This is a genomic window from Paraburkholderia sp. Ac-20347 (assembly GCF_017104805.1).
In the GTDB taxonomy this organism is placed as follows: domain Bacteria; phylum Pseudomonadota; class Gammaproteobacteria; order Burkholderiales; family Burkholderiaceae; genus Paraburkholderia; species Paraburkholderia tropica.
In genome coordinates, this window is the sequence record NZ_JAAGPN010000056.1 from 1 (window position 1) to 21,159 (window position 21,159).

Sequence of the window (21,159 nt, forward strand, 5' to 3'; positions counted from 1 at the left end):
TTGCACGCCGCCGGCGGCGACGAACTGCACGCCGCGCGCGTGGAAACGCCATCGGTCATCGTCGAAACCGGCGGTCACATGCGCGGTTACGTCGGGCGCGCGTGGCTGCCCGGCGCGTTGCCCGTCGGCATCACCGAGAGGACGCTGCAATGAACGCACATCAACGTCTGGCTCGGGCACGAGCGTCTGCGTCTTCCGGCCTCCTCGTGCGCCTCGTGCGCCTGCTCGCTTGCGCGAGCGTCGTTGGGCTCGTCATGAGCGTCACGCTGACCGCGTGCGGCGGCGGAGGCGGCGATGGAGGAGGCAACAGCGCGGGCAGTCCGCCCGCCCCCAGCGCGAGCGCCGCGCCCACCGCCGTCCAACCCGCGGCCACGCCCGCACCGAACACGAGCAATACGAGCAACACGAGCGTGCCGCCTTCGAGCACGCCCAACGTGCATCCCGTGAGCGTCGCGGCCACGCCCAGCTCGACGCGCAACATGCTCACCACGACCGTGACCGTCTGCGTGCCGGGCACCAGCACCTGCGCGACCATCGGCAACGTGCAGGTGGATACTGGTTCGCAAGGCCTGCGGCTGCTCGCATCCGCGCTGCCCGCCGGACTGAATCTGCCTGCGGTGTCGGCGGGCAGCGGCCAGGCCATCGCGGGCGAATGCGCGGGCTTCGGCAGCGGCTATACCTGGGGCGCCGTGCGCAGCGCCGACGTGCGGCTCGCGGGCGAAGTGGCGTCCGCGCTGCCGATCCAGGTGATCGCCGACGCAGCCGTCCCCGCAACACCGAGCGCCTGCCAGGGCCGCGGCCTCGCGATGTTGACGCCCGCGACGCTGCGCGCGAACGGCATCCTCGGCGTCGGTCCGTTCGATGCCGACTGCGGCGCGTCGTGCGTCAATCAGGCGTCGGGATCGTGGTACTACGCGTGCGCGTCGGGCACTTGCGCGGCCAGCGCGCAGCCGCTCGCGCAGCAGGTGCGCAACCCCGTCGCCGCTTTCGCCACCGACAACAACGGCGTCGTGCTCGACCTGCCCGCCGTGGCCGCGACCGGCGCATCAAGCGTGTCCGGATCGCTGATCTTCGGCATCGGCTCGCAGTCGAACAACGCGCTCGGCGGCGCGACGGTGCTACGCGCGAACACGGTGACCGGCTTCGTCTCGACCACGACATCGGACGGCAGCGTCTACGCGCAAAGCTATCTGGACAGCGGCTCGAACGGGCTCTTCTTCGCCAACGCGACGCTCACGCGCTGCGGCGTCTGGTACTGCCCGTCGTCGCCGCAAAGTCTCAGCGCGACGATCAAGGGCATCGACGGCACCGGCGCGCCCGCCGCGCTTTCGATCGACAGCGCGCAGACGCTCTTCGCGAGCGGCAACTGGGCGTTCGCGAATCTGGCGGGCTACAACGGCAATGCGTTCGGATGGGGTCTGCCGTTTTTCTTCGGCAAGCGCGTCTATACGGCGATCGAGGCCCAGGCGACGCCGGTGGGCGCGGGACCGTATTTCGCGTTCTGATGACGGGGGAAACGGAGCGAGGCGCGCGCGGCGCGCCTCGTCATGATGGACGAAAACGTGCTTAGTCTTGCGCGCTGGCGTCGGAAGCCGGCGTGGTCTTCACGAGCGCGGCCGGCGCGAGCCAGTGGAACGACGTGAGGCTGCCGGTGTGATCGTAGGTGCACTCGGCGGCGGTGGCCGTGGGCGGCGTCTTGTGCAGGCCGAGTTTCCGCGCGATCAGCTCGACGGGCGTGGACGGCTTGGCTTCCGCCGCATGCGTCGACGAAGCGCCCGACGCGGCCGAAGCCGCCGACGCCACCGCCGCACTCGAAGCACCCGTAGCCGCATGCGCCCCGCTCGCCGCCACAGCCGCCGACGCAGCGACCGCCTCCGACGCCGGCAACGCACCGCGTTCGAGATGCCCTTCGATCACCACGCGTTCGCCGCGATACGCCACGGCGGTATGCGTGACGGAGAGTTCACCCAGCGACGTCTGGGTCAGCCGCGTGCGCATCTCCTGCTCGCAGGCGCCCGGATTCTGGTACTGCGCGACGCATCCCGCGAGCAGGGTAACGCCGGCCGCAAGGCCGACGAGGCTGACATTCCGTTTATTCATCGCTCTTTCATGCGCTCGAAGCGCGGTTCGGTTTTCAGGCTGCGGCAATTGTAGCCTACGGTAGGCCGCGCCCTCCGTCGAAGCGATGCGCGGCGGCGCGGGCCTGCTATCATCGCTGCTGTATATCCGTACAGTGCCGCGCGTGCTTCCCGACTCCCCCGATCCGTTCTATTACCTCGCGAACTTCGAGCGTGCGCTCGGCTGGCTCGACGCGCGCTGCGCCGACCTCTTCGACGACGGGGAACGCCGCTTCCTGCGCGATTTCGTCGCCCTGCCGCGCGCCTCGCGTGCGCTGTTCGTCCGCATGCTGATGCGCAAGGGGCCGGATTTCCGCGCCAGCAAGCTCGATTACGCCGAAATCGGCTGCCCGCGCGCGGCGGCTGCGCTACTGGTCGCGGGCGGCTGGCTCGACGGCGCGCCCGTGCTCGCTTTCGATGCGCTCGCGGCGATCGTCACGAAGGCGGAATTGCAGGCGCTGGCTGCGCATCTTGCGCAAGTCGTCGATGAAGCCGATGCAACCGACACCGCCGACGCGCCCTCGCACACAGCCGCCTTGCAAGCGCTCCAGGCGCTCGACAAACGCAGCGCCACGCGCGCCGCCACGCTTGCCGCGCTCGAAACGCTCGCGCCCGACGCACGCGAATGGGCCGCGTGGTTCCCCGCCTCCGCCGACGCCGTTTTCCGCTTCAACGCCGCGCCGCTGTGCGAGCGTCTGCGCCTGATGTTCTTCGGCAATCTGCGCCAGGACTGGACCGAGTTCGTGCTCGCCGATCTGGGCGTCTACCGTTACGAGCAGGTGCCGCTCGACGCGGCGTCGCGCGCGTTCCAGCAGCGCGCCGACATCGACGCGTATCTCGCCCTGCGCGACTGCCGCGAAGCGCTCGATCTCGCCGACGACCCTGTCGCGGGCCTCGCGTGCGCGCTCGATACGCTCGACGCCCTCGCGCCGCGCACGCACGGCAATGCGTGGCTGCGCGCGCGTCACGACCGTCTGCGCCACGCCGTGGGGCTCGCCGCCGAGCGCGCCAGCGAAGCCGAGCTCGCGTGGCGCGCCTACGTGGAGAGCGCGCATCCGGAGTCGCGTTACCGTCGCGTGCGCGTGCTCGAACAACTCGCGCGCCGCGACGAAGCCGTGGCGCTCGCCCAGACGATTGCCGCCGCGCCGGCGAACGAGGAAGAGGCGCAACGCGCGGCGCGCACGCTCGGACGCCTGCTGCGCACACGCGCAAAAAAACACGCAAGCCAACCGGACCACGACGCGCCCACGCACGCGACTCTCTCGCTGACCTTGCCCGCCGCGTGGGCGGATCTGCGCGTGGAAGAAGCATCGCGACTCGCGCTCAGCACCGACGACGCGCCCGTGTTCTACGTCGAGAACACGCTGATCAACAGCCTGTTCGGCCTGCTCTGCTGGCCCGCGCTGTTCGCGCCGCTACCGGGCGCGTTCTTCCACCCGTTCCAGCGCGGCCCCGCCGACCTGCATGCCGCCGACTTCGTCGCGCGCCGCGCCGAGCGCTTCGCGGCCTGCCTCGCCGAACTCGACGACGGCCGCTACCGCGAGACCATCCTCGCCCGCTTCGGCGAGAAATACGGCATCCAGTCGCCCTACGTCGCGTGGCCCGCGCTCGACGACACGCTGCTCACGCTCGCACTCGACTGCTTTCCGGCCGCACATCTGCGTCTGTGGTTCGAGCGTCTGTTGCGCGAACCCGCCGCCAACCGCTCGGGTCTGCCCGACCTCGTGCGCTTCTGGCCGCGCGAGCGCCGCTACGAGCTGATCGAGGTGAAAGGTCCCGGCGATCGCCTGCAGGACAACCAGCGCCGCTGGCTCGCCTATTGCGCGTCGCACGGCATGCCCGTCACGGTGCTGCAGGCGCGCTGGGCCAGCGAAGATAGAGAACAAAGCGACGAGCACGAAGAAAGCGATAGCGGCACGCTCGCGTCCCATCCGGAAACGACGCGATGAGCTACACCGTCGCCGTGCGCACGCTCTGCGAATTCACCGCGAAGCGCGGCGACCTCGACCTGCGCTTCACGCCTTCGCCCGACGCGAGCGAAGGCCGCGCCGGACACGCCGCCATCGCCGCGCGCCGCCCGTCCGGCTACGAAACCGAAATCGCGCTCACCGGCACCGTCGGCACGCTGACCGTGCGCGGCCGCGCCGACGGCTACGATCCCGCGCAACGCCGACTCGAAGAGTTCAAGACCTATCGCGGCGATCTCGACGCCATGCGCGAAAACCAGCGCGCGCTGCACTGGGCGCAACTGCGCGTCTATGGCGCGCTGATGTGCGAAAAGCTGGCGCTCGACACGATCGAACTCGCGCTCGTCTACTACGACATCACCTCGGGCCGCGAAACCGCGCTCACCGAACACGCGAGCGCCGCCGACTTGCGCAGCGCATTCGAGTCGCAGTGCGCGCGATTTTCCGCGTGGGCCGAACAGGAAAGCGCGCATCGCAGCGCGCGCGACGCGGCGCTCGCCGCGCTGCAACTGCCGCACGCGGACTTCCGTCACGGTCAGCGCGATCTCGCCGAAGCCGTCTGGCGCGCGGCCACACAAGCGCGCTGCCTGCTGGCGCAAGCGCCGACCGGCATCGGCAAGACGATCGGCACGCTGTTTCCACAATTGAAGGCGTGTCCGCGCGCGGGCATCGACAAGGTGCTGTTTCTGAGCGCAAAAAGTTCGGGACGCCAGCTCGCGCTCGATGCACTCGCGACGCTGACGCGCACGCAAGACGAAACACCGCTGCCGCTGCGCGTGCTCGAACTCGTCGCGCGCGACAAGGCCTGCGAGCATCCCGAACTCGCGTGTCATGGCGAATCGTGTCCACTCGCGCGCGGCTTCTACGACCGCCTGCCGGCCGCGCGCTCGGCGGCGCTCGCACGCGTGCGGCTCGATCGCGCCACACTGCGCGACGTCGCGCGCGATCACGCGGTCTGTCCGTATTATCTCGGACAGGAACTCGCGCGCTGGAGCGACGTGATCGTCGGCGACTACAACTACTACTTCGACGTGAGCGCCATGCTGTTCATGCTCGCCGCGCACAATCAATGGCGCGCGAGCCTGCTCGTCGACGAAGCGCACAACCTGCCCGAACGCGCGCGCGCGATGTACTCGGCGGAGCTCATGCAGACGCGACTCGACGCCGTGAAGCGCGGCGCGAGCGCGCCGGTCAAGCGCGCGCTCACCCGCCTCACGCGCCAATGGAACGCCGAAAACGCCGTGCAGCCGCACGCGTGGCGCGCGAGTGACGCATTGCCCGACGGCCTCATCGCCGCGCTCGGCGACGTGATCGGCGCGATCGGCGATCAACTCGCGGAACCCGCGCTCGTGCGCGATCCCGAACTCGAACGCTTCTACTTCGACTCGCTGCATTTCGTGCGCATCGCCGAGCGCTTCGATCAGTATTCGATCTTCGATGTCACGCCGCTGCCCGCCGCGAGCAACGCGAAGCGCACGCGCTCCGCGCTCTGCATCCGCAACATCGTGCCCGCGGGCGCGTTGCGCCCACGTGTGGCGGCCGCACATAGCGTCACGCTGTTTTCGGCCACGCTCGCGCCGACGCACTATTACGCCGACATGCTCGGTCTGCCCGCGAATACGGTGAACGTCGAGATCGGCACGCCATTTCGCGCCGAGCAACTCGACGTGCAGATCGCGCGCGACATTTCCACGCGCTACAAGGACCGCGAGCGCTCGCTCGACGCGCTGGTCGCGCGCGTCGCCGCGCAATATGCGCAGCGCCCGGGCAACTATCTGTGTTTCTTCAGCAGCTACGCGTATCTGCAAAGCGCCGCCGATGCCTTCGTCGCGCGTCATCCTCATGTGCCGGTGTGGATGCAGTCGCGCACGATGGACGAAGCGCAGCAGCAGGACTTCGTCGCGCGCTTCGTGGAAGGCGGCAGCGGCGTGGGCTTCGCGGTGCTCGGCGGCGCGTTTGGCGAAGGAATCGACCTGCCCGGGACGCGGCTGATCGGCACCTTCATCGCCACGCTCGGCATGCCGCAGGTGAACCCCGTGAACGAAGCGATCCGCGCGCGCATGGACGCGCTCTACGGCGCAGGCTTCGACTACACCTATCTGATTCCCGGTCTGCGCAAGGTCGTGCAGGCTGCCGGCCGCGTGATCCGCACCGAGCGCGACAGCGGCGTGGTGCATCTGCTCGACGACCGCTTTGCGCAGCCCGACGTGCGCGCGCTGCTGCCTGCCTGGTGGGAAGTCGGCTAAACGCCATTCATCAGCATGCCGAACTATCTGCCGACGATAAAAAACTGGCGCCGCACGCGACGCCAGTTTCCACGCGAGCGCCTCTAGCGCACGTCGATCACGCCAATCACAACAATCACGCCGATTTCGACTTGCCCGCGCCCTTGCCGTTCTTCTTCGACGGTGGCGGCGGATCGCCCTCGGCATCATCGGCGGCAATCTCCGGCGCGACTTCCTTGACGTCGAGTTTCGCGGCCTTGCCGTCGCCCTTCGCCTTTTTCGCGCCCTTGCCTTCCTTCACATCGGGCGGCACCGCGATCTTGTTGATGGTGACTTCTTCGGCGCTCGGATCGTAGCCGAGTTCGACCGTATCGCCCGATTGCAGCGCGTCGCCGAGTATCTCCTTCGCGAGCCGCGTTTCCACCTCCTGGCGAATCTGCCGCTTGAGTTCGCGCGCGCCGAATTCCGGTTGATATCCCACCTCCACCAGATGATCGACGAGCGCCGCGCTCATCTTCAGCGTGATGCCCTGCGCCGCCGCCGTGCGCGTCACGCGATCGAGCTGGATCTGCACGATATTGCGGATGTTGTCCTTCGAGAGCGCATGGAAAACGATGATCTCGTCGATGCGATTGAGGAACTCGGGACGGAAATGGCCCTTGAGCACTTTCATCAATTCGCCGCGCACTTCCTTGTCGTTCTTGCGCTTCGCCTCGGGCTGCTCCAGATTCTCCATGATGATCTGCGCGCCCAGATTGCTCGTGGCGATGATGATCGTATTGCTGAAGTCCACGACGCGACCCTTGCCGTCGGTGAGGCGGCCGTCGTCGAACACCTGTAGCAGCACGTTATAGACGTCGGGGTGCGCCTTCTCGATCTCGTCGAGCAGAATCACGCAGTACGGCCGCCGCCGCACGCGCTCGGTCAGTTGCCCGCCCTCGTCGTAGCCCACGTAGCCCGGCGGCGCACCAATCAGCCGCGCGACCGCGTGCCGCTCCATGTACTCGCTCATGTCGATGCGCACGATCGCCTGCTCGTCGCCGAACACGGTTTCGGCCAGCGCCTTCGCGAGTTCGGTCTTGCCGACGCCCGTCGGCCCGAGAAACAGGAAGGTGGCAATCGGCCGATGCTCTTGGCCGAGCCCCGCGCGCGACAGACGCACCGCATCGCTCACGGCCACCACCGCGTCGCTCTGTCCGACCACGCGCTCGCGCAGCGTCTCTTCCATCTTGAGCAGCTTCTGGCGCTCTTCCTGCGTGAGATCGGCGACCGGAATGCCGGTCAGGCGCGACACGACTTCCGCGATCGACGCCACCGTCACTTCGAGCGTTTCCGAACCGGTCTTGCGCTGCCAGGCCTCGGTGAGATCGTCGAGCTTCGCCTGCTTTTCCTTGATGCGTTCCTCGAAATTCTTCGCTTCGTCGTAGCGCTTGCGCGAGGACGCATAGTCCTGCTCGCGTTTGAGCTGCACGATTTCCGCTTCGAGTTCCTGGATATCGGCGGGCCGCGAAGTCGCGCCGATCCGCACGCGCGCGGCCGCCTGATCGATCAGGTCGATCGCCTTGTCGGGCAGGAAACGCGAGGTGATATAACGGTCCGACAATTCGGCGGCGGCCACGAAGGCGTCGTCGGCGAACGTGACCTGATGGTGCGCTTCCAGTTTGTCGCGCAAGCCGCGCAAGATCACGATGGTCTGCTCGACCGTGGGCTCGGGCACCAGCACGGGTTGAAAGCGCCGTTCGAGCGCCGCGTCCTTCTCGATGTACTTCTGATACTCGTTGAGCGTAGTCGCGCCGATCAGGCTCAGCTCGCCGCGCGCGAGCGCGGGCTTGAGCACGTTCGCGATATCGAGCCCGCCTTCGCCGCCGCCCTGCCCCGCACCGACGATGGTATGCAGTTCGTCGATAAAGAGAATCAGCTCGTCGTTCTTCGCGGTCACTTCGTCGATCAACTGCTTGGCGCGCTCCTCGAATTCGCCGCGATACTTCGCGCCCGCAACCATCGAATTGATGTTGACCTCGACGAGCCGTTTACCGCGCAACACCTCCGGCACGTCGCCGTTCACGATGCGCTGCGCAAGCCCTTCGACGATCGCGGTTTTGCCCACGCCAGGCTCGCCGATCAGCACCGGATTATTCTTCTTGCGGCGCGCAAGCACCTCGATCGTGTTCTCGATTTCCTGCGCGCGGCCCAGCACCGGATCGAGCTTGCCCTGCCGCGCCATCGCCGTGAGATCGCGGCCGAACTTGTCGAGCGTGGGCGTGTTCGTGGGCGCATCCACGCGACCGTCTTCCGCGCCCTTGCCGACCACCTTCACCACTTTCTGGCGCAGCGCCTCGGGTGTCACGCCGTACTTCTTGAGCAGCGTGCCCGCGATGCTGTCGGGCACCGCCGCAAGACCAATCAACAAATGCTCGGGACCGACGTATGAATGCCCGAGATCGCGCGACGCCTGAAACGCAAATTGAAACGCCTTCTTCAGGCGCGGCGAGATCGTCATCTTGTCGATGGCGGCGTCTTCGGGCGCAGTGCCTTTTTGCGCGTGCGCGTCGATATAGCCCTTGATGTCCTGCGGCGAGAGTTTGAGTTCCTTGAGCAGCGCCGCGCACACGTCGGTGTCGGCGAGCACGTAAAGCAGGTGCTCGGTGTCGAGTTCGGTGCGGCGCAATTCGTGCGCCTTCTCGGCGGCGCGCTGGAGAATTTCGAGCGTCTGTTCGCTGAAGGCATCGGTGGCATCGACCGACTCGCGCGGCACTTCTGCGGAAAAGCCCTGATCGTCGTCGACATCGTGGCCGCCGCCTTCCATGCCGCCGAAGAAGCGCGACAAACCGCCGCCGCCCAGTAGCGAATCGAACGGATTGAGCATGCTTTGATGGCGCATCAGCTGGCGATAGTCGTAGTCGCAGATCGACATCGACTTGCGCTCGCCGTTTTGCACGACGGTCACACGCGCGACAGCGGGTCGCGCATTGCAGATTTCGCAGAGGGTAGGCATGGCGGACTTGTCTCCTGTTCGGCGCCGTGCCGCAGCGCGCGGAACGGCACGACGCAACGCGGGTTGCGCCGGAAAAGTGACAGAGCGGCGATGTCGCGCGAGGCGCGCAACACCTTGACGAAGATGGCCGGCGCGCGGCGTAAGTAACGCGCCAGAGGCACACGACGAATCGATTGTGGCAGGATTCCTGGCGGCATGTATCGAAGCTGCATCATGCGCACGCATTGCTGCGCGCCGTGCAATAGATCGCGCGACCGCACACGGCTGCGTTCATCATGCCTGCGGCAATTGCTTCATGAAAGACGCGTGACACCGATAAAAGAAAACGGGCGGCACAGATGGTCCGCCCGTTCATTTTCAATGCGTTTACCGCACGTTCGTCACATGGTCGATGCCGACTTCATGTGACGAAAACCACGTTTGTTATCGTCTGCGATTTCATCAGCGACGATTCGATCCTGACACCACGTCCACCCACACGGCGAGCACGAGAATGCCGCCCTTCACGATCATCTGCCAGTACGCGTCCACATCGAGCATCGACATGCCGTTGTCGAGACTCGCCATCACGAGTGCGCCGATCAGCGCGCCATAGACCGTGCCCGAACCGCCGCGCATCGAGGTGCCGCCGATGAAGCACGCCGCGATCGCATCGAGTTCGCCCATCGTGCCCGCGGACGGCGAGCCCGCCGCGAGCCGCGCCGTGTTGACCATGCCCGCGACGGCGCACATGAGGCCCATCAGCGCGAAGATGGCGAGCTTCACGCGATTCGTGTTGACACCCGAAAGACGCGTCGCTTCGAGATTCGAACCGACTGCGTAGATGCGCCGGCCGAACACCGTCTGCGTCGCCACCCATGTGAAGATGCCGAGCAGCGCGAGCAGCAGCAGCACCGGCACGGGAATGCCGCCGTAGCTGTCGAGCATCAGCACAAAGGCCAGCACGATCGCGCCCGCGCCGACGATCTTCACCGCGTCCTGCCAGAGCGGCACCACGCTCAACTGATAACGCCGGCGATTCGCACGCTGACGCACGGTGAGCACCGCCAGCAGCACGAACAGCGCGAACGCGATGACATCGCCCGCCACGCGCGGCAAATAACCTTGCCCGATAAATACGAAGGAATCCGAAACAGGTGCAATCGTCGAGCCGCCGGTAATGCCGAGCAGCACGCCGCGAAACGCCAGCATGCCGCCGAGACCGACGATAAACGACGGCACGCGCCGATACGTCGACCACCAGCCGTTGAAGAGCCCGATCAGCACGCCGAGCGCGAGCACCACGGGCACGGTCGCGCCGATCGGCCAGTGACGGTTCACGTCAAGGATCGCCGCCACGCCGCCGAGCAGACCGAGCAGTGAGCCCACCGACAAATCGATCTCGCCCGCGATGATGACGAACACCATCCCGCATGCGAGCATGCCGGTGATCGACATCTGCCGCAGCAGGTTCGAGACGTTGCGCGGCGTGACGAACGCGCCGTGCGTGAGCACCGAGAAGAACACCCAGATCGCCGCGACGGCGAGCAGCAAGGCGAGAATCTTGTAGCGCGCGAACAGTTGCTGAAAGCGCAGGCCGAGTCCGCTGCCTCCGGGCAACTGGTCATCGCGCGCGGCGGGGGTCGTGACGTCTGGGGTCATGCTGCACTCTCTGCAATGGGTTGGGCGCGCGCGCTCTGAATCGCGGCGCCGAGAATGTGTTCCTGCGTGAGACCTTCGTTGACGAAATCGCCGCGCAATTCGCCCTCGCCGATCACCAGCACGCGATCGCTCACGCCGAGCACTTCCGGCAGTTCCGACGACACCATCACGATGGCCACGCCGCGCTTCGCGAGCTGGAACATGAGCTTGTAGATCTCGTACTTCGCGCCGACGTCCACGCCGCGCGTGGGCTCGTCGAGGATCAGCACTTTCGGATCGGTCAGCAACATCTTGGTGAGCACGGCCTTCTGCTGATTGCCTCCGGAAAGACTCGCGATCGACAGCATGGGATTAGCCGCGCGCACCGAAAGGCGCTGCATTTCGGTGCGGATCGTGTCGAGTTCGGCCGCGGTGTCGATGCGTCCGCGCTTCGAAAAGCGCTCCAGCACCGAGAGCGTGATGTTGTGGCCCACGCCCAGTTGCGGCACGATGCCGTGACGCTTGCGATCCTCCGGCACCATGGCGATGCCCGCGCGAATCGCATCGAGCGGCGAACCGATCCTGAGCGTCTTGCCTTCGAGCACCACGGTCGCCGAACACGCCCCCGCATACGCGCCGAAAATCGCCTGCATGGTCTCCGTGCGCCCCGCGCCCACGAGCCCGGCCACGCCGAGTATCTCGCCGCGCCGCACCGAGAACGAGACGTCGTCCACGCGTTTGCGGCGCGGATTGGTCACGTCGTAGCAGGTCACGTTGCGCGCTTCGAACACCACCTCGCCGATGTCGTGCGGCTCGCGCGGAAAAAGATTCTTGATCTCGCGACCCACCATCATCGCGATCACGCGGTCGGTCGTGAGCGAGGCCATCGGCTCGGTCGCCACGTGCTTGCCGTCGCGGATCACGCTCACCGTATCGCAGACCGCTTCGACTTCGTCGAGCTTGTGCGAGATGTACACGCAAGCCACGCCGCGACGCTTCAGATCGCGCACGATGTCGAGCAGGATCTTCGTCTCCGCCGCCGTGAGCGATGACGACGGCTCGTCGAGAATCAGCAGCTTCGCGCGCTTGTTCAGCGCTTTCGCAATTTCGATCAATTGCTGATGGCCGCCGCCGTAGTTCATCACCGGCTGGGCGACGTTGATGGCGTCGATGTTCAGTTCGCGCAGCAATTCATCCGCGCGCCGGTACATCGCCGCGTAATTCATGCGGCCGCCGGGCAACGTGATTTCATTGCCGAGAAAGATGTTCTCGGCCACCGACAATTCCGGCACGAGCATCAGTTCCTGATGGATGATGACGATGCCCGCGCGTTCGGTGTCGCGCACGCTGTGCGCTTCGAGCGGTGCGCCTTCCCAGCGGATTTCGCCGCTCCAGGTGCCATGCGGATACACGCCCGAGAGCACTTTCATCAGCGTGGATTTGCCCGCGCCGTTTTCGCCGCACAGGCCGACGCATTCGCCGGGCCGCACGGTCAGGTCGATGCCGTCGAGCGCCTTGACGCCCGCGAAGGATTTGACGATGCCGCGCATCGTCAGCAAGGGTTCGGTCATACGCTATGCGCCAGTCTGTCGAGGTCCGCCGGTTCGAGCGAGCGCGACGACTGCGCTCGCTGCGCCCGCGCGCGACGCATTAGCACGCCGCGCGCGGGACTCTGCACTGCCTGCTGGCAACGCTTACTGGCTGGCCAGTTGCGCCTGCGTATAGAAGCCGTCCTTCACGACCACGTCGACATTGCTCTTCGTGAGCAGCGTCGGTTGCAGCAGCACCGTTTCGACCTTCTTCTTGCCGTTGTCGTATTGCGCGTTATAGGCGGGTTTCTGGCCCTTCGCGAGATCGACGGCGAGCTTGGCCGCTTCGCCCGCGATCAGCTTGAGCGGCTTGTAGACCGTCATCGTCTGCGTACCGGCCACCACACGCTTGACCGCCGCGAGATCCGCGTCCTGACCCGAGACCGGCACCTTGCCCGCGAGATGCTGCGCGGCCAGCGCCTGGATCGCGCCGCCTGCCGTGCCGTCGTTCGACGCGACCACGGCGTCGATCTTGTTGTTGTTCGCCGTGAGCGCGTCCTCCATGATGCGCAGCGCCGTCGACGCGCTCCACTCCGGCACCCACTGCTGGCCGACCACCTTGATGTCGCCGCGATCGATCGCGGGCTTGAGCACCTTCAACTGGCCTTCGCGCAGCATCTTCGCGTTGTTGTCGGTCGGCGCGCCGCCCAGCAGGAAGTAGTTGCCCTTCGGCTGCGCGTTGTACACGCCCTGCGCCTGCAGCTCGCCCACCTTTTCGTTGTCGAACGAGATATAGGCGTCGATGTCGGCGTCGAGAATCAGGCGGTCGTACGACACCACCTTGATGCCCGCCTTCTTCGCTTCGGCCACGACGTTGCCGAGCGTTTTCGAATTGAACGGCACGATCACGATCACGTCGACGCCGCGCGAAATCAGATTTTCGATCTGCGAGATCTGGCGCTCCTCGCTCGCGTCCGCCGATTGCACCGACACTTTCGCGCCGAGTTTTTCCGCTGCTGCAACGAAATAATCGCGATCGCGCGACCAGCGCTCGACGCGCAGATCGTCGATACAGAAACCGATTTCCGGATGATCCTTGCTCGCATGCGCGAGCGGCGCGGCCAGCGACAGGCTCGCGAGCACGGCGCCGCAAACGAGCGACCCCAGAACCGAACGGCGTTTGGCGAATTGCATGTCTCCACTCCTGGTAATGACGAGCGCCGGCTGCGCACTGCGCGGCGACGGCGCGTCATGGCGTTGTAGTTGATGATGAAGTGCACGCGCACGATGCTTGCGCGAAATACGACGTGACTGCCGGCGTTGCAACTGCGGGTCTTGCTTGCTGAAAACCGCGCGGCTACGTTCGCCGCGCGGACGCTTCGTCGCCGGTGCGTCTCACGCGCCGGTGGCGAAAACCGGTTCGAGCGCGGCGTAGAGCGCGCGAAACGTCGGACGACGCGCCTCGCGATACCACGCATGACGCGCGGCGTCGGGCTCGCGCACGGCGAGCACGGGTGGTTGCGGACACACCGTTTCGAGCGCCGCGCCGGGTTCGAGCGCGAGATGCGCGAGCCGCGCCGCGCCCAATGCCGGACCGACTTCGCCACCCGCGCGCAAGGTGAGCGCGCGACCGCTGATATCGGCGAGCATCTGCGTCCAGTAGGCGCTGCGCGAACCGCCGCCGATCACCGTGATCGTCTCGGGCACGAGCCCCGCCGCGTGCAGCGCATCCATGCCGTCGAGCAGCGCGAAGCCCACGCCTTCGAGCGTCGCATTCGCGAGATCGGCGCGCGACGTTTGCGGCGTCATGCCGTAGAACACACCCTTCGCGTTGACATTGTTGTGCGGCGTGCGTTCGCCGCTCAGATACGGCAGAAACCACGGACGGCGCGCGTCGAGATCGGCGTTCGTGTGCGCTTCGGCGTCGGCGAGCATCGCGCCCACGTTGTCGTAATGCGTGAGTTGCGCGGTGAAGTCGAGGCAGCTCGCCGCGTTCAGCATCACCGACATCAGATGCCAGGTGCGCGGCAGCGCGTGGCAGAAGCTGTGCACGGCGGAATCGGGGTTCGCGAGAAAGCCGTCCGAGACCGCAAAGTACACGCCCGAAGTTCCGAGCGAGAGCATCGCGTCCCCGGGACGCACGATGCCGACGCCGACCGCGCCCGCCGCGTTATCGCCGCCGCCCGCCACCACGGGTAGTTCGCGCAAACCGAATGCTTGTGCAATCTCGGGACGCAGCTTACCGGTCACCTGATTCCCTTCGATCACTTGCGGCATCTGCGCGCGCGTGAGTCCGCACGCGGACAGGAGCGTGTCGCTATAGTCGCGCTTCGCAACGTCGAGCCAGAGCGTGCCCGCCGCGTCGGACGGATCGGTCGCGAACACGCCCGTGAGCAGCCAGCGCAAATAGTCCTTCGGTAGCAACACGTGCGCGATGCGCGCGAAGATCTCCGGTTCGTGCTTGCGCACCCAGAGCAGCTTGGGCGCCGTGAAACCCGGCATCGCCAGATTGCCCGCCAGCGCATGCAACTCCGGCACCGCGCGTTCGAGTTCGCGGCATTCGACATCCGAGCGGCCGTCGTTCCAGAGAATCGCAGGACGCAGCACCTCGCCGTTCGCATCGAGCAGCGTCGCGCCATGCATTTGACCCGTGAGGCCGAGCGCTTCGATGCGATCCGTGTCGATGCCGTTGCGGCGCGCTTCGTCGAGCAACGCGCCCAGCGCGGCGCGCGTGGCCTGCCACCAGTCCTGAGGCGCCTGCTCGGACCAGCGCGGCTGCGGACGGCTTGCCGTGAGCGGCGCGCTCGCCGTGCCGAGCACGTCGCCCGCGCGATCGAGCAACACGGCCTTGACGCCCGAGGTGCCGAGGTCGATACCGATGAACATTGTCTCCATCCTTTATTCTGGCGGCGCGCGCTCGCAGGCGCGCGTCCGCTTGCTGCACCGGCGCTCAGCGCAGGCCGTAAATTGCCTGATTGACGACGTTTTCGAGGCGCTCCTGATGACCGCTCGCATGTTGCGGATTGACGCCGTGCGCAGCCGCGTCGGCCGCCAGCGACGACAGCGAGAAACCGCCCGAGAGAATCTTGCGGCCGAACTCCGTGTCCCAGCCCGCGTAGCGCTGACGCTTGAACTGTTCGAGACGCTCGTTCTCGACCAGCACCGCGGCGCGTTCGAGTGCGAGCGCGAGCACGTCGATGGCGCCGACGTGACCGTAGAACATGTCTTCCGGATCGCTGCTTTGGCGGCGCACTTTCGCGTCGAAATTCATGCCGCCGGTCGTAAAGCCGCCGTGACGCAGAATCTCGTAGAACGCCAGCGTCAGCTCTTCGACGCTGTTCGGAAACTGGTCGGTGTCCCAGCCGTTTTGCGGATCGCCGCGATTGGCGTCCACGCTGCCGAAGATGCCAAGCGCGTAGGCCATCGCGATTTCGTGATGGAACGAGTGACCGGCAAGCGTCGCGTGATTGGCCTCGATGTTCACGCGGATTTCATTCTGGAGTCCGTACTGCGTGAGGAAGCCATGCACGGTCGCGACGTCGTAATCGTATTGATGCTTGGTCGGCTCCTGCGGTTTCGGCTCGATCAGTAGCGTGCCCTTGAAGCCGATACGCTCCTTGTGCTCCACCACCATCGAGAGAAAGCGCGCGAACTGCTCGCGCTCGCGCACGAGGTCCGTGTTCAGCAGCGTGTCGTAACCTTCGCGGCCGCCCCACAGCACGTAGTTTTCGCCACCGAGCTTGTGCGTGGCGTCGAGCGCGTGGCACACCTGCGTCGCCGCGTAAGCGAACACTTCCGGGTTCGGGCTCGTCGCCGCGCCGCCCGCGTAACGCGGATGCGAAAACAGATTCGCCGTGCCCCACAGCAGCTTCATGCCGCTCGACTGCTGCTTCGCGCCGAGGTAATCGACGATACGCGCGAAGTTTTCGGTGTAGTCCTTCAGGTCCTTGCCTTCGGGCGCGACGTCGGTGTCGTGGAAGGTGTAGAACGGCACGCCGAGCTTCGTGAAGAATTCGAACGCGGCGTCGGCTTTCTGATGCGCGCGTTCCATTGCATCGCCCGGTTGCTGCCACGGACGATTGAACGTGCCCTGCCCGAAGATATCGACGCCCGGCCACACGAACGAATGCCAGTAACACGCGGCAATGCGCAGATGCTCTTCGAGCGTCTTGCCGAGCACCTTCTTCGTGCGGTCGTAATGGTGATAGGCAAGCGGATTATCCGATTGCGGACCTTCGTAACGAATCGCGGGAATGGCTTCGAAATACGACATGGCGTCTCCGGTTATGTTGCGGCGCAACGGCACGCGCCTTGCAATGTGACGCCATACTGCCCGCGAGGCGCGAAGGCGGGCAATTGCGAAATTGCGCGAGCCGCGTAACGTTTCCTGCCAGCGCAGCGCGGCGTACGCGCACACGGGCCGCAGTGGGCCTAAAATAACCGGACACTTAAAACAGCCCGCGCCGCGCGCATCGTGCGCCGCGCCCGACACGGAGACAGCCGCGCCCGCGAACCGCCGGTTTGCAGACGCCCGCGACACGCCATGAACCGCGCCCCCGCTTCCCAGACATCGCATCGGATCGCGCTGCTCTTCAACGCGAACAAGGTGTACGACCGCGAGATCATCGCGGGCATCGGCCATTACCTGCGCTCGACGCGCGTGGCGTGGGATCTGTTTCTCGAGGAAGATTTCCGCTGCCGCCTCACGGGCATCGAGCGTTTCGAGGGCGACGGCATCATCGCCGACTTCGACGATCCGGCCGTCGCCGAGGCGCTGCAAGGCTGCCCGCTGCCGGTCGTGGCCGTGGGCTCGTCGTTCGAGGACGCCGCGCAGTATCCCGCCGACCTGCCGTATATCGCCACCGACAACCGCAAGCTCGTCTCGCTCGCGTGGACGCATCTGATCGGCGCCGGGCTGCCGCATCTGGCGATGTACAGCCTGCCCGTCGCGCAGGAAAACCGCTGGGCGCAGGAGCGCGAACTCGCGTTTCAGGCGCTCGCCCGCGACGAAGGCGTCGATGCGCCGGTCTATCGCGGTCTCGCGACCAGCGCGCCGTCGTGGAATCAGGCTTCCGAACAACTGGGCGTCTGGCTCAACGCGCTGCCCAAACCCGTCGGCGTGATCGCCGTGACCGACGCGCGCGCGCGTCAGTTGCTGCAGGCGTGCCTGATGCATGGCATCGCGGTGCCCGAGCAGGTGGCGATCATCGGCATCGACAACGATCCGCTCACGCGCACGCTCACGCGCATTCCGCTGTCGTCCGTGATTCAGGGCACCGAGGAAATGGGCAAGACCGCCGCGCACATGCTGCATCAGATGCTGGGCGGCGCACGCTTTCCGGGGCGGCGCATTCTGGTGCCGCCCGTCGGCATCAACGTGCTCGAATCGACGCGGCACGAACCGCTGTCGAGCCCGCACGTCATGCGCGCGCGCCACTTCATCCGCCAGTACGCGTGCCAGGGCATCAAGACCGAACAGGTCGCCGATTACGTGGGCGTGTCGCGCTCGTCGCTCGAAGAGTATTTCCGGCGCGAACTGCACTGCACCGTCCACCAGGAAATCCTGCGCCACAAGCTCGACGCCGCGAAAGCCCTGCTCGCGAGCCGCGACGCAGCGAGCGCCGAAGTGGCGATCCGCTGCGGCTTTACTTCGCTGCAATATATGTACGCCGTGTTCCGGCGCGAGCTCGGCTGCACGCCGCGCGAGTATCAGGACAGCGTGACGCCGCCCGCTGCCGCAACGGCATCGGCGGGCGCTCCTTCAACGCATTCCGCGGGCTGATTACGGTCCGCCCGCCTCGACCACCACCACTTCGTCACATGAACAGTCTCGTCCAACTGAACCCGGAATCCTGGGGCACGCTGCCCGGCGGCGACGCCTGCCGGCTCTACACGCTGCGCAACGCCCAGGGCATGAAAGTGACGATCAGCGACTTCGGCGCGACGCTCGTCTCCTGGCTCGCGCCCGACCGCGCCGGCCGGCTCGGCGAAATCCTGCTCGGCCACGACACGCCCGCCGACTACGAAGCCGCAAGCACCTATATGGGCGCGCTGGTCGGCCGCTGGGCGAACCGCATCGCGGGCGCGCGCTTCACGCTCGACGGCATCGACTACGCGCTCGACCGCAACGAAAACGGCAACCTGCTGCACGGCGGCGCGAACGGCTTTCATCGCCAATTGTGGGAAGTCGAAGAGGATCGCGGCGCGCTGCTGATGCGGCTCGACTCGCCCGAAGGCGACGGCGGCTTTCCGGGCAATGTGAGCGTGCAGGTGCGCTACGCGCTCGACGACGAAGGCACGCTGACGATCGAATACGAAGGCATGACGGACGCCCCCACGCCGCTCAATCTCACGAGCCACGGCTACTTCAATCTGAGCGGCGAAGCGGGCGCGGACGTGCGCGGCCATATCCTCACGATCGACGCGGACAGCGTGCTCGAAGTCGATCCGCAGATGATCCCGACCGGCGTCGCCGACGTCTCGGGCACCGCTTTCGATTTTCGCCAGGGCGCGCCGCTCGGCGCCCGGCTCGACTGGCCCGACGCGCAACTGGCGCGCGCACGCGGCTTCGATCATTGCTACGTGCTGCGCGAGCAGCCGGTGAACGCGGTGCGCCGGGTGGCGAGCGTCTACGAACCGGCGAGCGGACGCGAAATGACGGTCGCGACCGATCAGCGCGGCTTGCAGTGCTACACGGGGAATTATCTGGAAGGCCAGCCCGGCCGCCACGGCGCGCCGTGCGTGCGCCATGCGGGGCTGTGTCTCGAAGCGGGCGGCTTCCCGAATCAGATCAACATGGAAGCGCCGCTGGCTGAAGCGACGGTGCTGCGTCCCGGCGATACGTATCGCCAGGTCACGCAGTATGGCGTGCGGGTGCGCGCCTGAAGTCCGCCTGATCTACGACATGGCGGTGCATCGTGACGAATCGCGATGCACCGTTTTGCTCAGGAAACGCGCTCAGGAAACCTTGTCGTAGCTGTACACGCCGCGGCCCGTCTTGCGGCCCAGTTGCCCCGCCGCCACCATCTCGCGCAGCAGCGGACAGGCGCGATACTTCGAGTCGCCGAAGTCCTTCAGGAACACGTCCATCACCGAAAGACAGACGTCGAGGCCAATCAGGTCCGCGAGCGCGAGCGGCCCGATCGGATGATTCGCGCCCAGCTTCATGCCCGCGTCGATTTCCTCGGCGCTCGCGATGCCTTCGGCGAGCACGAAGAACGCCTCGTTGATCATCGGCACGAGAATGCGGTTGACCACGAAGCCCGGCGCGTTCTTTACGCCGATCGGCGTCTTGTCCAGACGCTGCGCCAGCTCGCGCACCGACTCGGCCACGGCCGGGCTCGTCTGCAGGCCGCGGATCACTTCGACGAGCGGCATCATCGGCACCGGATTGAAGAAGTGCATGCCGATGAAGCGCGACGGATCGGCGAGCGTGGTCGCCAGCGCGGTAATCGAAATCGACGAGGTGTTGGAAGCGATGATCGCGTCGGCGCGCGCGGCGCTCTCGATCTGCTTGAGGATGCGCGTCTTGAGCTCGGCGTTCTCGGTGGCCGCCTCGATCACGAGGTCGGCGCTCGCGAGGCGCTGATAGTCGGTGGAGGTTTCGATGCGCTTGAGCGCGGCGTCGCGCACGCCTGCGTCCAGCTTGCCCTTCGAGACGAGGCGTTCGAGGCTGTGCGTGAGCGTGGCCACGCCTTTGGCAAGCGCCGCGTCGTTCACGTCGATCATCACCGCCTTGAGTCCGGACACCGCCACCGCCTGCGCGATGCCGTTGCCCATGGTGCCCGCTCCCACGATCCCTACCGTTTCGATTGCCATGCCTGCTCCTCACTCCTTGTCCGCGACGCCGGCGTATCGCTATGGAAAATACCGGCGATGCAGCGCGCGTGGTGCACTGCATCATGAACCATAGTGTAACGGGTAGTGGCGTGCGCGCGCCGCCGGCGCGGCGCAGTGGCGCGGTGCGCGGGCATCGAGCGTGGCAAGGCGGGAAAGCGGAGAGACGGAGAAGCGCTCAGAAGTTGTACTGCACGTAGACCCAGGTGAAATTGAGTCCGGGGTTCGGCGTCTTGATGTCGGCGTTCGAGATGTGCTGGAAGCGCACGCCCGCCTGGTAGTTCTGGTGCGCGCCGAACTGCGCGCCGACGCCGAGCATATCCGCGAACTGGAAGGCCGACGACAGCGTGCGGTCAGGCGTCAGCTCGACGTGCGTGAGCATGCGCACGCCCACGCCTGCCTCGAAGTACGGACGGATCCAGCCGGTGTCCTTGATGATGCGGAAAACCGGCGTCACGCCGAATTCCCAGATAGTCGGCTGCGTGGCCGCGGTCTCGCTCAGGTGCCAGTAGGCCGCGTGAAACTCGCCGACCACCGTGAAGTGGAAGCCCGCGATGTGCCACCACTGCAAGCCGGGGTCCCAGACGAGCCCGAAGTCGAGCTTCTTCACATCGTGATCCGCCACGCCCGGGCCGATCTGAATGCCGAACTGGTCGGCATGCGCACTGGCTGCGCCAGCGGCGAATAGCGCGGCGCACAGGCCCCTTAGCAGGCGGCCCGCCCGCACCGATTTTCTTGCTGTCATGAACATCCCCGACTAGGAACGACACTTCACGACGCGGCCATATCCGGCCCGCTCTCCCTGAACCGCTGACTTCCGGCGCTGAGGCCTGCCGCTTCCCCGCGCGAGGATGCGGACGTCATCGCCAT

The 21,159-nt window shown here is 66.3% G+C and carries 16 protein-coding genes; 6 read left to right on the forward strand and 10 right to left on the reverse strand.

Annotated elements, in window-relative coordinates; genetic code table 11:
* Together G3N97_RS13440 and G3N97_RS13445 are read left to right on the forward strand one after the other, a co-directional pair.
* A partial coding sequence (locus G3N97_RS13440; RefSeq protein WP_205993683.1) for a DUF2844 domain-containing protein occupies nucleotides 1–153 on the forward strand: 153 nt, incomplete at its 5' end.
* Between the two features lie 101 nt (nucleotides 154–254).
* On the forward strand, nucleotides 255–1,505 hold the full coding sequence (locus tag G3N97_RS13445) for a DUF3443 domain-containing protein (RefSeq protein ID WP_241030564.1): 1,251 nt from the start codon (nucleotides 255–257) through the stop codon (nucleotides 1,503–1,505).
* A 61-nt stretch (nucleotides 1,506–1,566) separates the two neighbouring features.
* Here the strand turns inward: G3N97_RS13445 and G3N97_RS39970 are convergent, their stop codons facing one another.
* Nucleotides 1,567–2,100: a hypothetical protein gene (locus G3N97_RS39970; RefSeq protein ID WP_205993660.1), complete on the reverse strand. Its 534-nt coding sequence runs from the start codon at nucleotides 2,098–2,100 to the stop codon at nucleotides 1,567–1,569.
* Between the two features lie 142 nt (nucleotides 2,101–2,242).
* Here G3N97_RS39970 and G3N97_RS13455 point away from each other — a divergent pair, with 142 nt between their 5' ends.
* Nucleotides 2,243–4,066 carry a VRR-NUC domain-containing protein gene (locus G3N97_RS13455; protein ID WP_205993661.1) on the forward strand — a complete coding sequence of 608 codons (1,824 nt, stop codon included), beginning with the start codon at nucleotides 2,243–2,245 and terminating at the stop codon, nucleotides 4,064–4,066.
* Nucleotides 4,063–6,330, forward strand: coding sequence for an ATP-dependent DNA helicase (locus G3N97_RS13460; RefSeq protein ID WP_205993662.1), 2,268 nt, complete (start codon nucleotides 4,063–4,065; stop codon nucleotides 6,328–6,330). The genes G3N97_RS13455 and G3N97_RS13460 overlap by 4 nt, the downstream gene beginning before the upstream one ends.
* A 115-nt stretch (nucleotides 6,331–6,445) precedes the next feature.
* Here the strand turns inward: G3N97_RS13460 and G3N97_RS13465 are convergent, their stop codons facing one another.
* From G3N97_RS13465 to xylA, 7 genes are all read right to left on the reverse strand, one after another.
* On the reverse strand, nucleotides 6,446–9,304 hold the full coding sequence (locus G3N97_RS13465; protein WP_205993663.1) for an AAA family ATPase: 2,859 nt from the start codon (nucleotides 9,302–9,304) through the stop codon (nucleotides 6,446–6,448).
* Entirely contained in the window at nucleotides 9,253–9,519 is a 267-nt protein-coding gene (locus tag G3N97_RS13470) for a hypothetical protein (RefSeq protein WP_205993664.1), read from the reverse strand. The genes G3N97_RS13465 and G3N97_RS13470 overlap by 52 nt, the downstream gene beginning before the upstream one ends.
* 226 nt (nucleotides 9,520–9,745) lie before the next feature.
* Nucleotides 9,746–10,945 (reverse strand): sugar ABC transporter permease, encoded by a 1,200-nt coding sequence (locus tag G3N97_RS13475; protein WP_176079149.1) that lies wholly within the window; start codon nucleotides 10,943–10,945, stop codon nucleotides 9,746–9,748.
* A complete protein-coding gene (gene xylG, locus G3N97_RS13480) occupies nucleotides 10,942–12,495 on the reverse strand; it encodes a D-xylose ABC transporter ATP-binding protein (protein ID WP_205993665.1) in 1,554 nt (517 codons plus the stop codon). Before xylG ends, G3N97_RS13475 begins: the two co-directional genes overlap by 4 nt.
* 123 nt (nucleotides 12,496–12,618) lie before the next feature.
* Nucleotides 12,619–13,647: a D-xylose ABC transporter substrate-binding protein gene (gene xylF / locus G3N97_RS13485; RefSeq protein WP_205993666.1), complete on the reverse strand. Its 1,029-nt coding sequence runs from the start codon at nucleotides 13,645–13,647 to the stop codon at nucleotides 12,619–12,621.
* Nucleotides 13,648–13,848: 201 nt separating this feature from the next.
* Nucleotides 13,849–15,339 carry a xylulokinase gene (gene xylB, locus G3N97_RS13490; RefSeq protein ID WP_205993667.1) on the reverse strand — a complete coding sequence of 497 codons (1,491 nt, stop codon included), beginning with the start codon at nucleotides 15,337–15,339 and terminating at the stop codon, nucleotides 13,849–13,851.
* A 64-nt stretch (nucleotides 15,340–15,403) separates the two neighbouring features.
* Nucleotides 15,404–16,726, reverse strand: coding sequence for a xylose isomerase (gene xylA / locus G3N97_RS13495; RefSeq protein ID WP_205993668.1), 1,323 nt, complete (start codon nucleotides 16,724–16,726; stop codon nucleotides 15,404–15,406).
* A gap of 270 nt (nucleotides 16,727–16,996) precedes the next feature.
* Here xylA and G3N97_RS13500 point away from each other — a divergent pair, with 270 nt between their 5' ends.
* Nucleotides 16,997–18,235, forward strand: coding sequence for a DNA-binding transcriptional regulator (locus tag G3N97_RS13500; RefSeq protein ID WP_205993669.1), 1,239 nt, complete (start codon nucleotides 16,997–16,999; stop codon nucleotides 18,233–18,235).
* 38 nt (nucleotides 18,236–18,273) lie between these two features.
* Nucleotides 18,274–19,338 (forward strand): aldose epimerase family protein, encoded by a 1,065-nt coding sequence (locus tag G3N97_RS13505; RefSeq protein ID WP_205993670.1) that lies wholly within the window; start codon nucleotides 18,274–18,276, stop codon nucleotides 19,336–19,338.
* A gap of 72 nt (nucleotides 19,339–19,410) precedes the next feature.
* Here G3N97_RS13505 and G3N97_RS13510 read toward each other — a convergent pair whose 3' ends face one another.
* A complete protein-coding gene (locus G3N97_RS13510; protein ID WP_205993671.1) occupies nucleotides 19,411–20,271 on the reverse strand; it encodes a 3-hydroxybutyryl-CoA dehydrogenase in 861 nt (286 codons plus the stop codon).
* A gap of 196 nt (nucleotides 20,272–20,467) precedes the next feature.
* Nucleotides 20,468–21,034 (reverse strand): acyloxyacyl hydrolase, encoded by a 567-nt coding sequence (locus G3N97_RS13515; protein WP_205993672.1) that lies wholly within the window; start codon nucleotides 21,032–21,034, stop codon nucleotides 20,468–20,470.
* Nucleotides 21,035–21,159 lie beyond the last annotated feature (125 nt).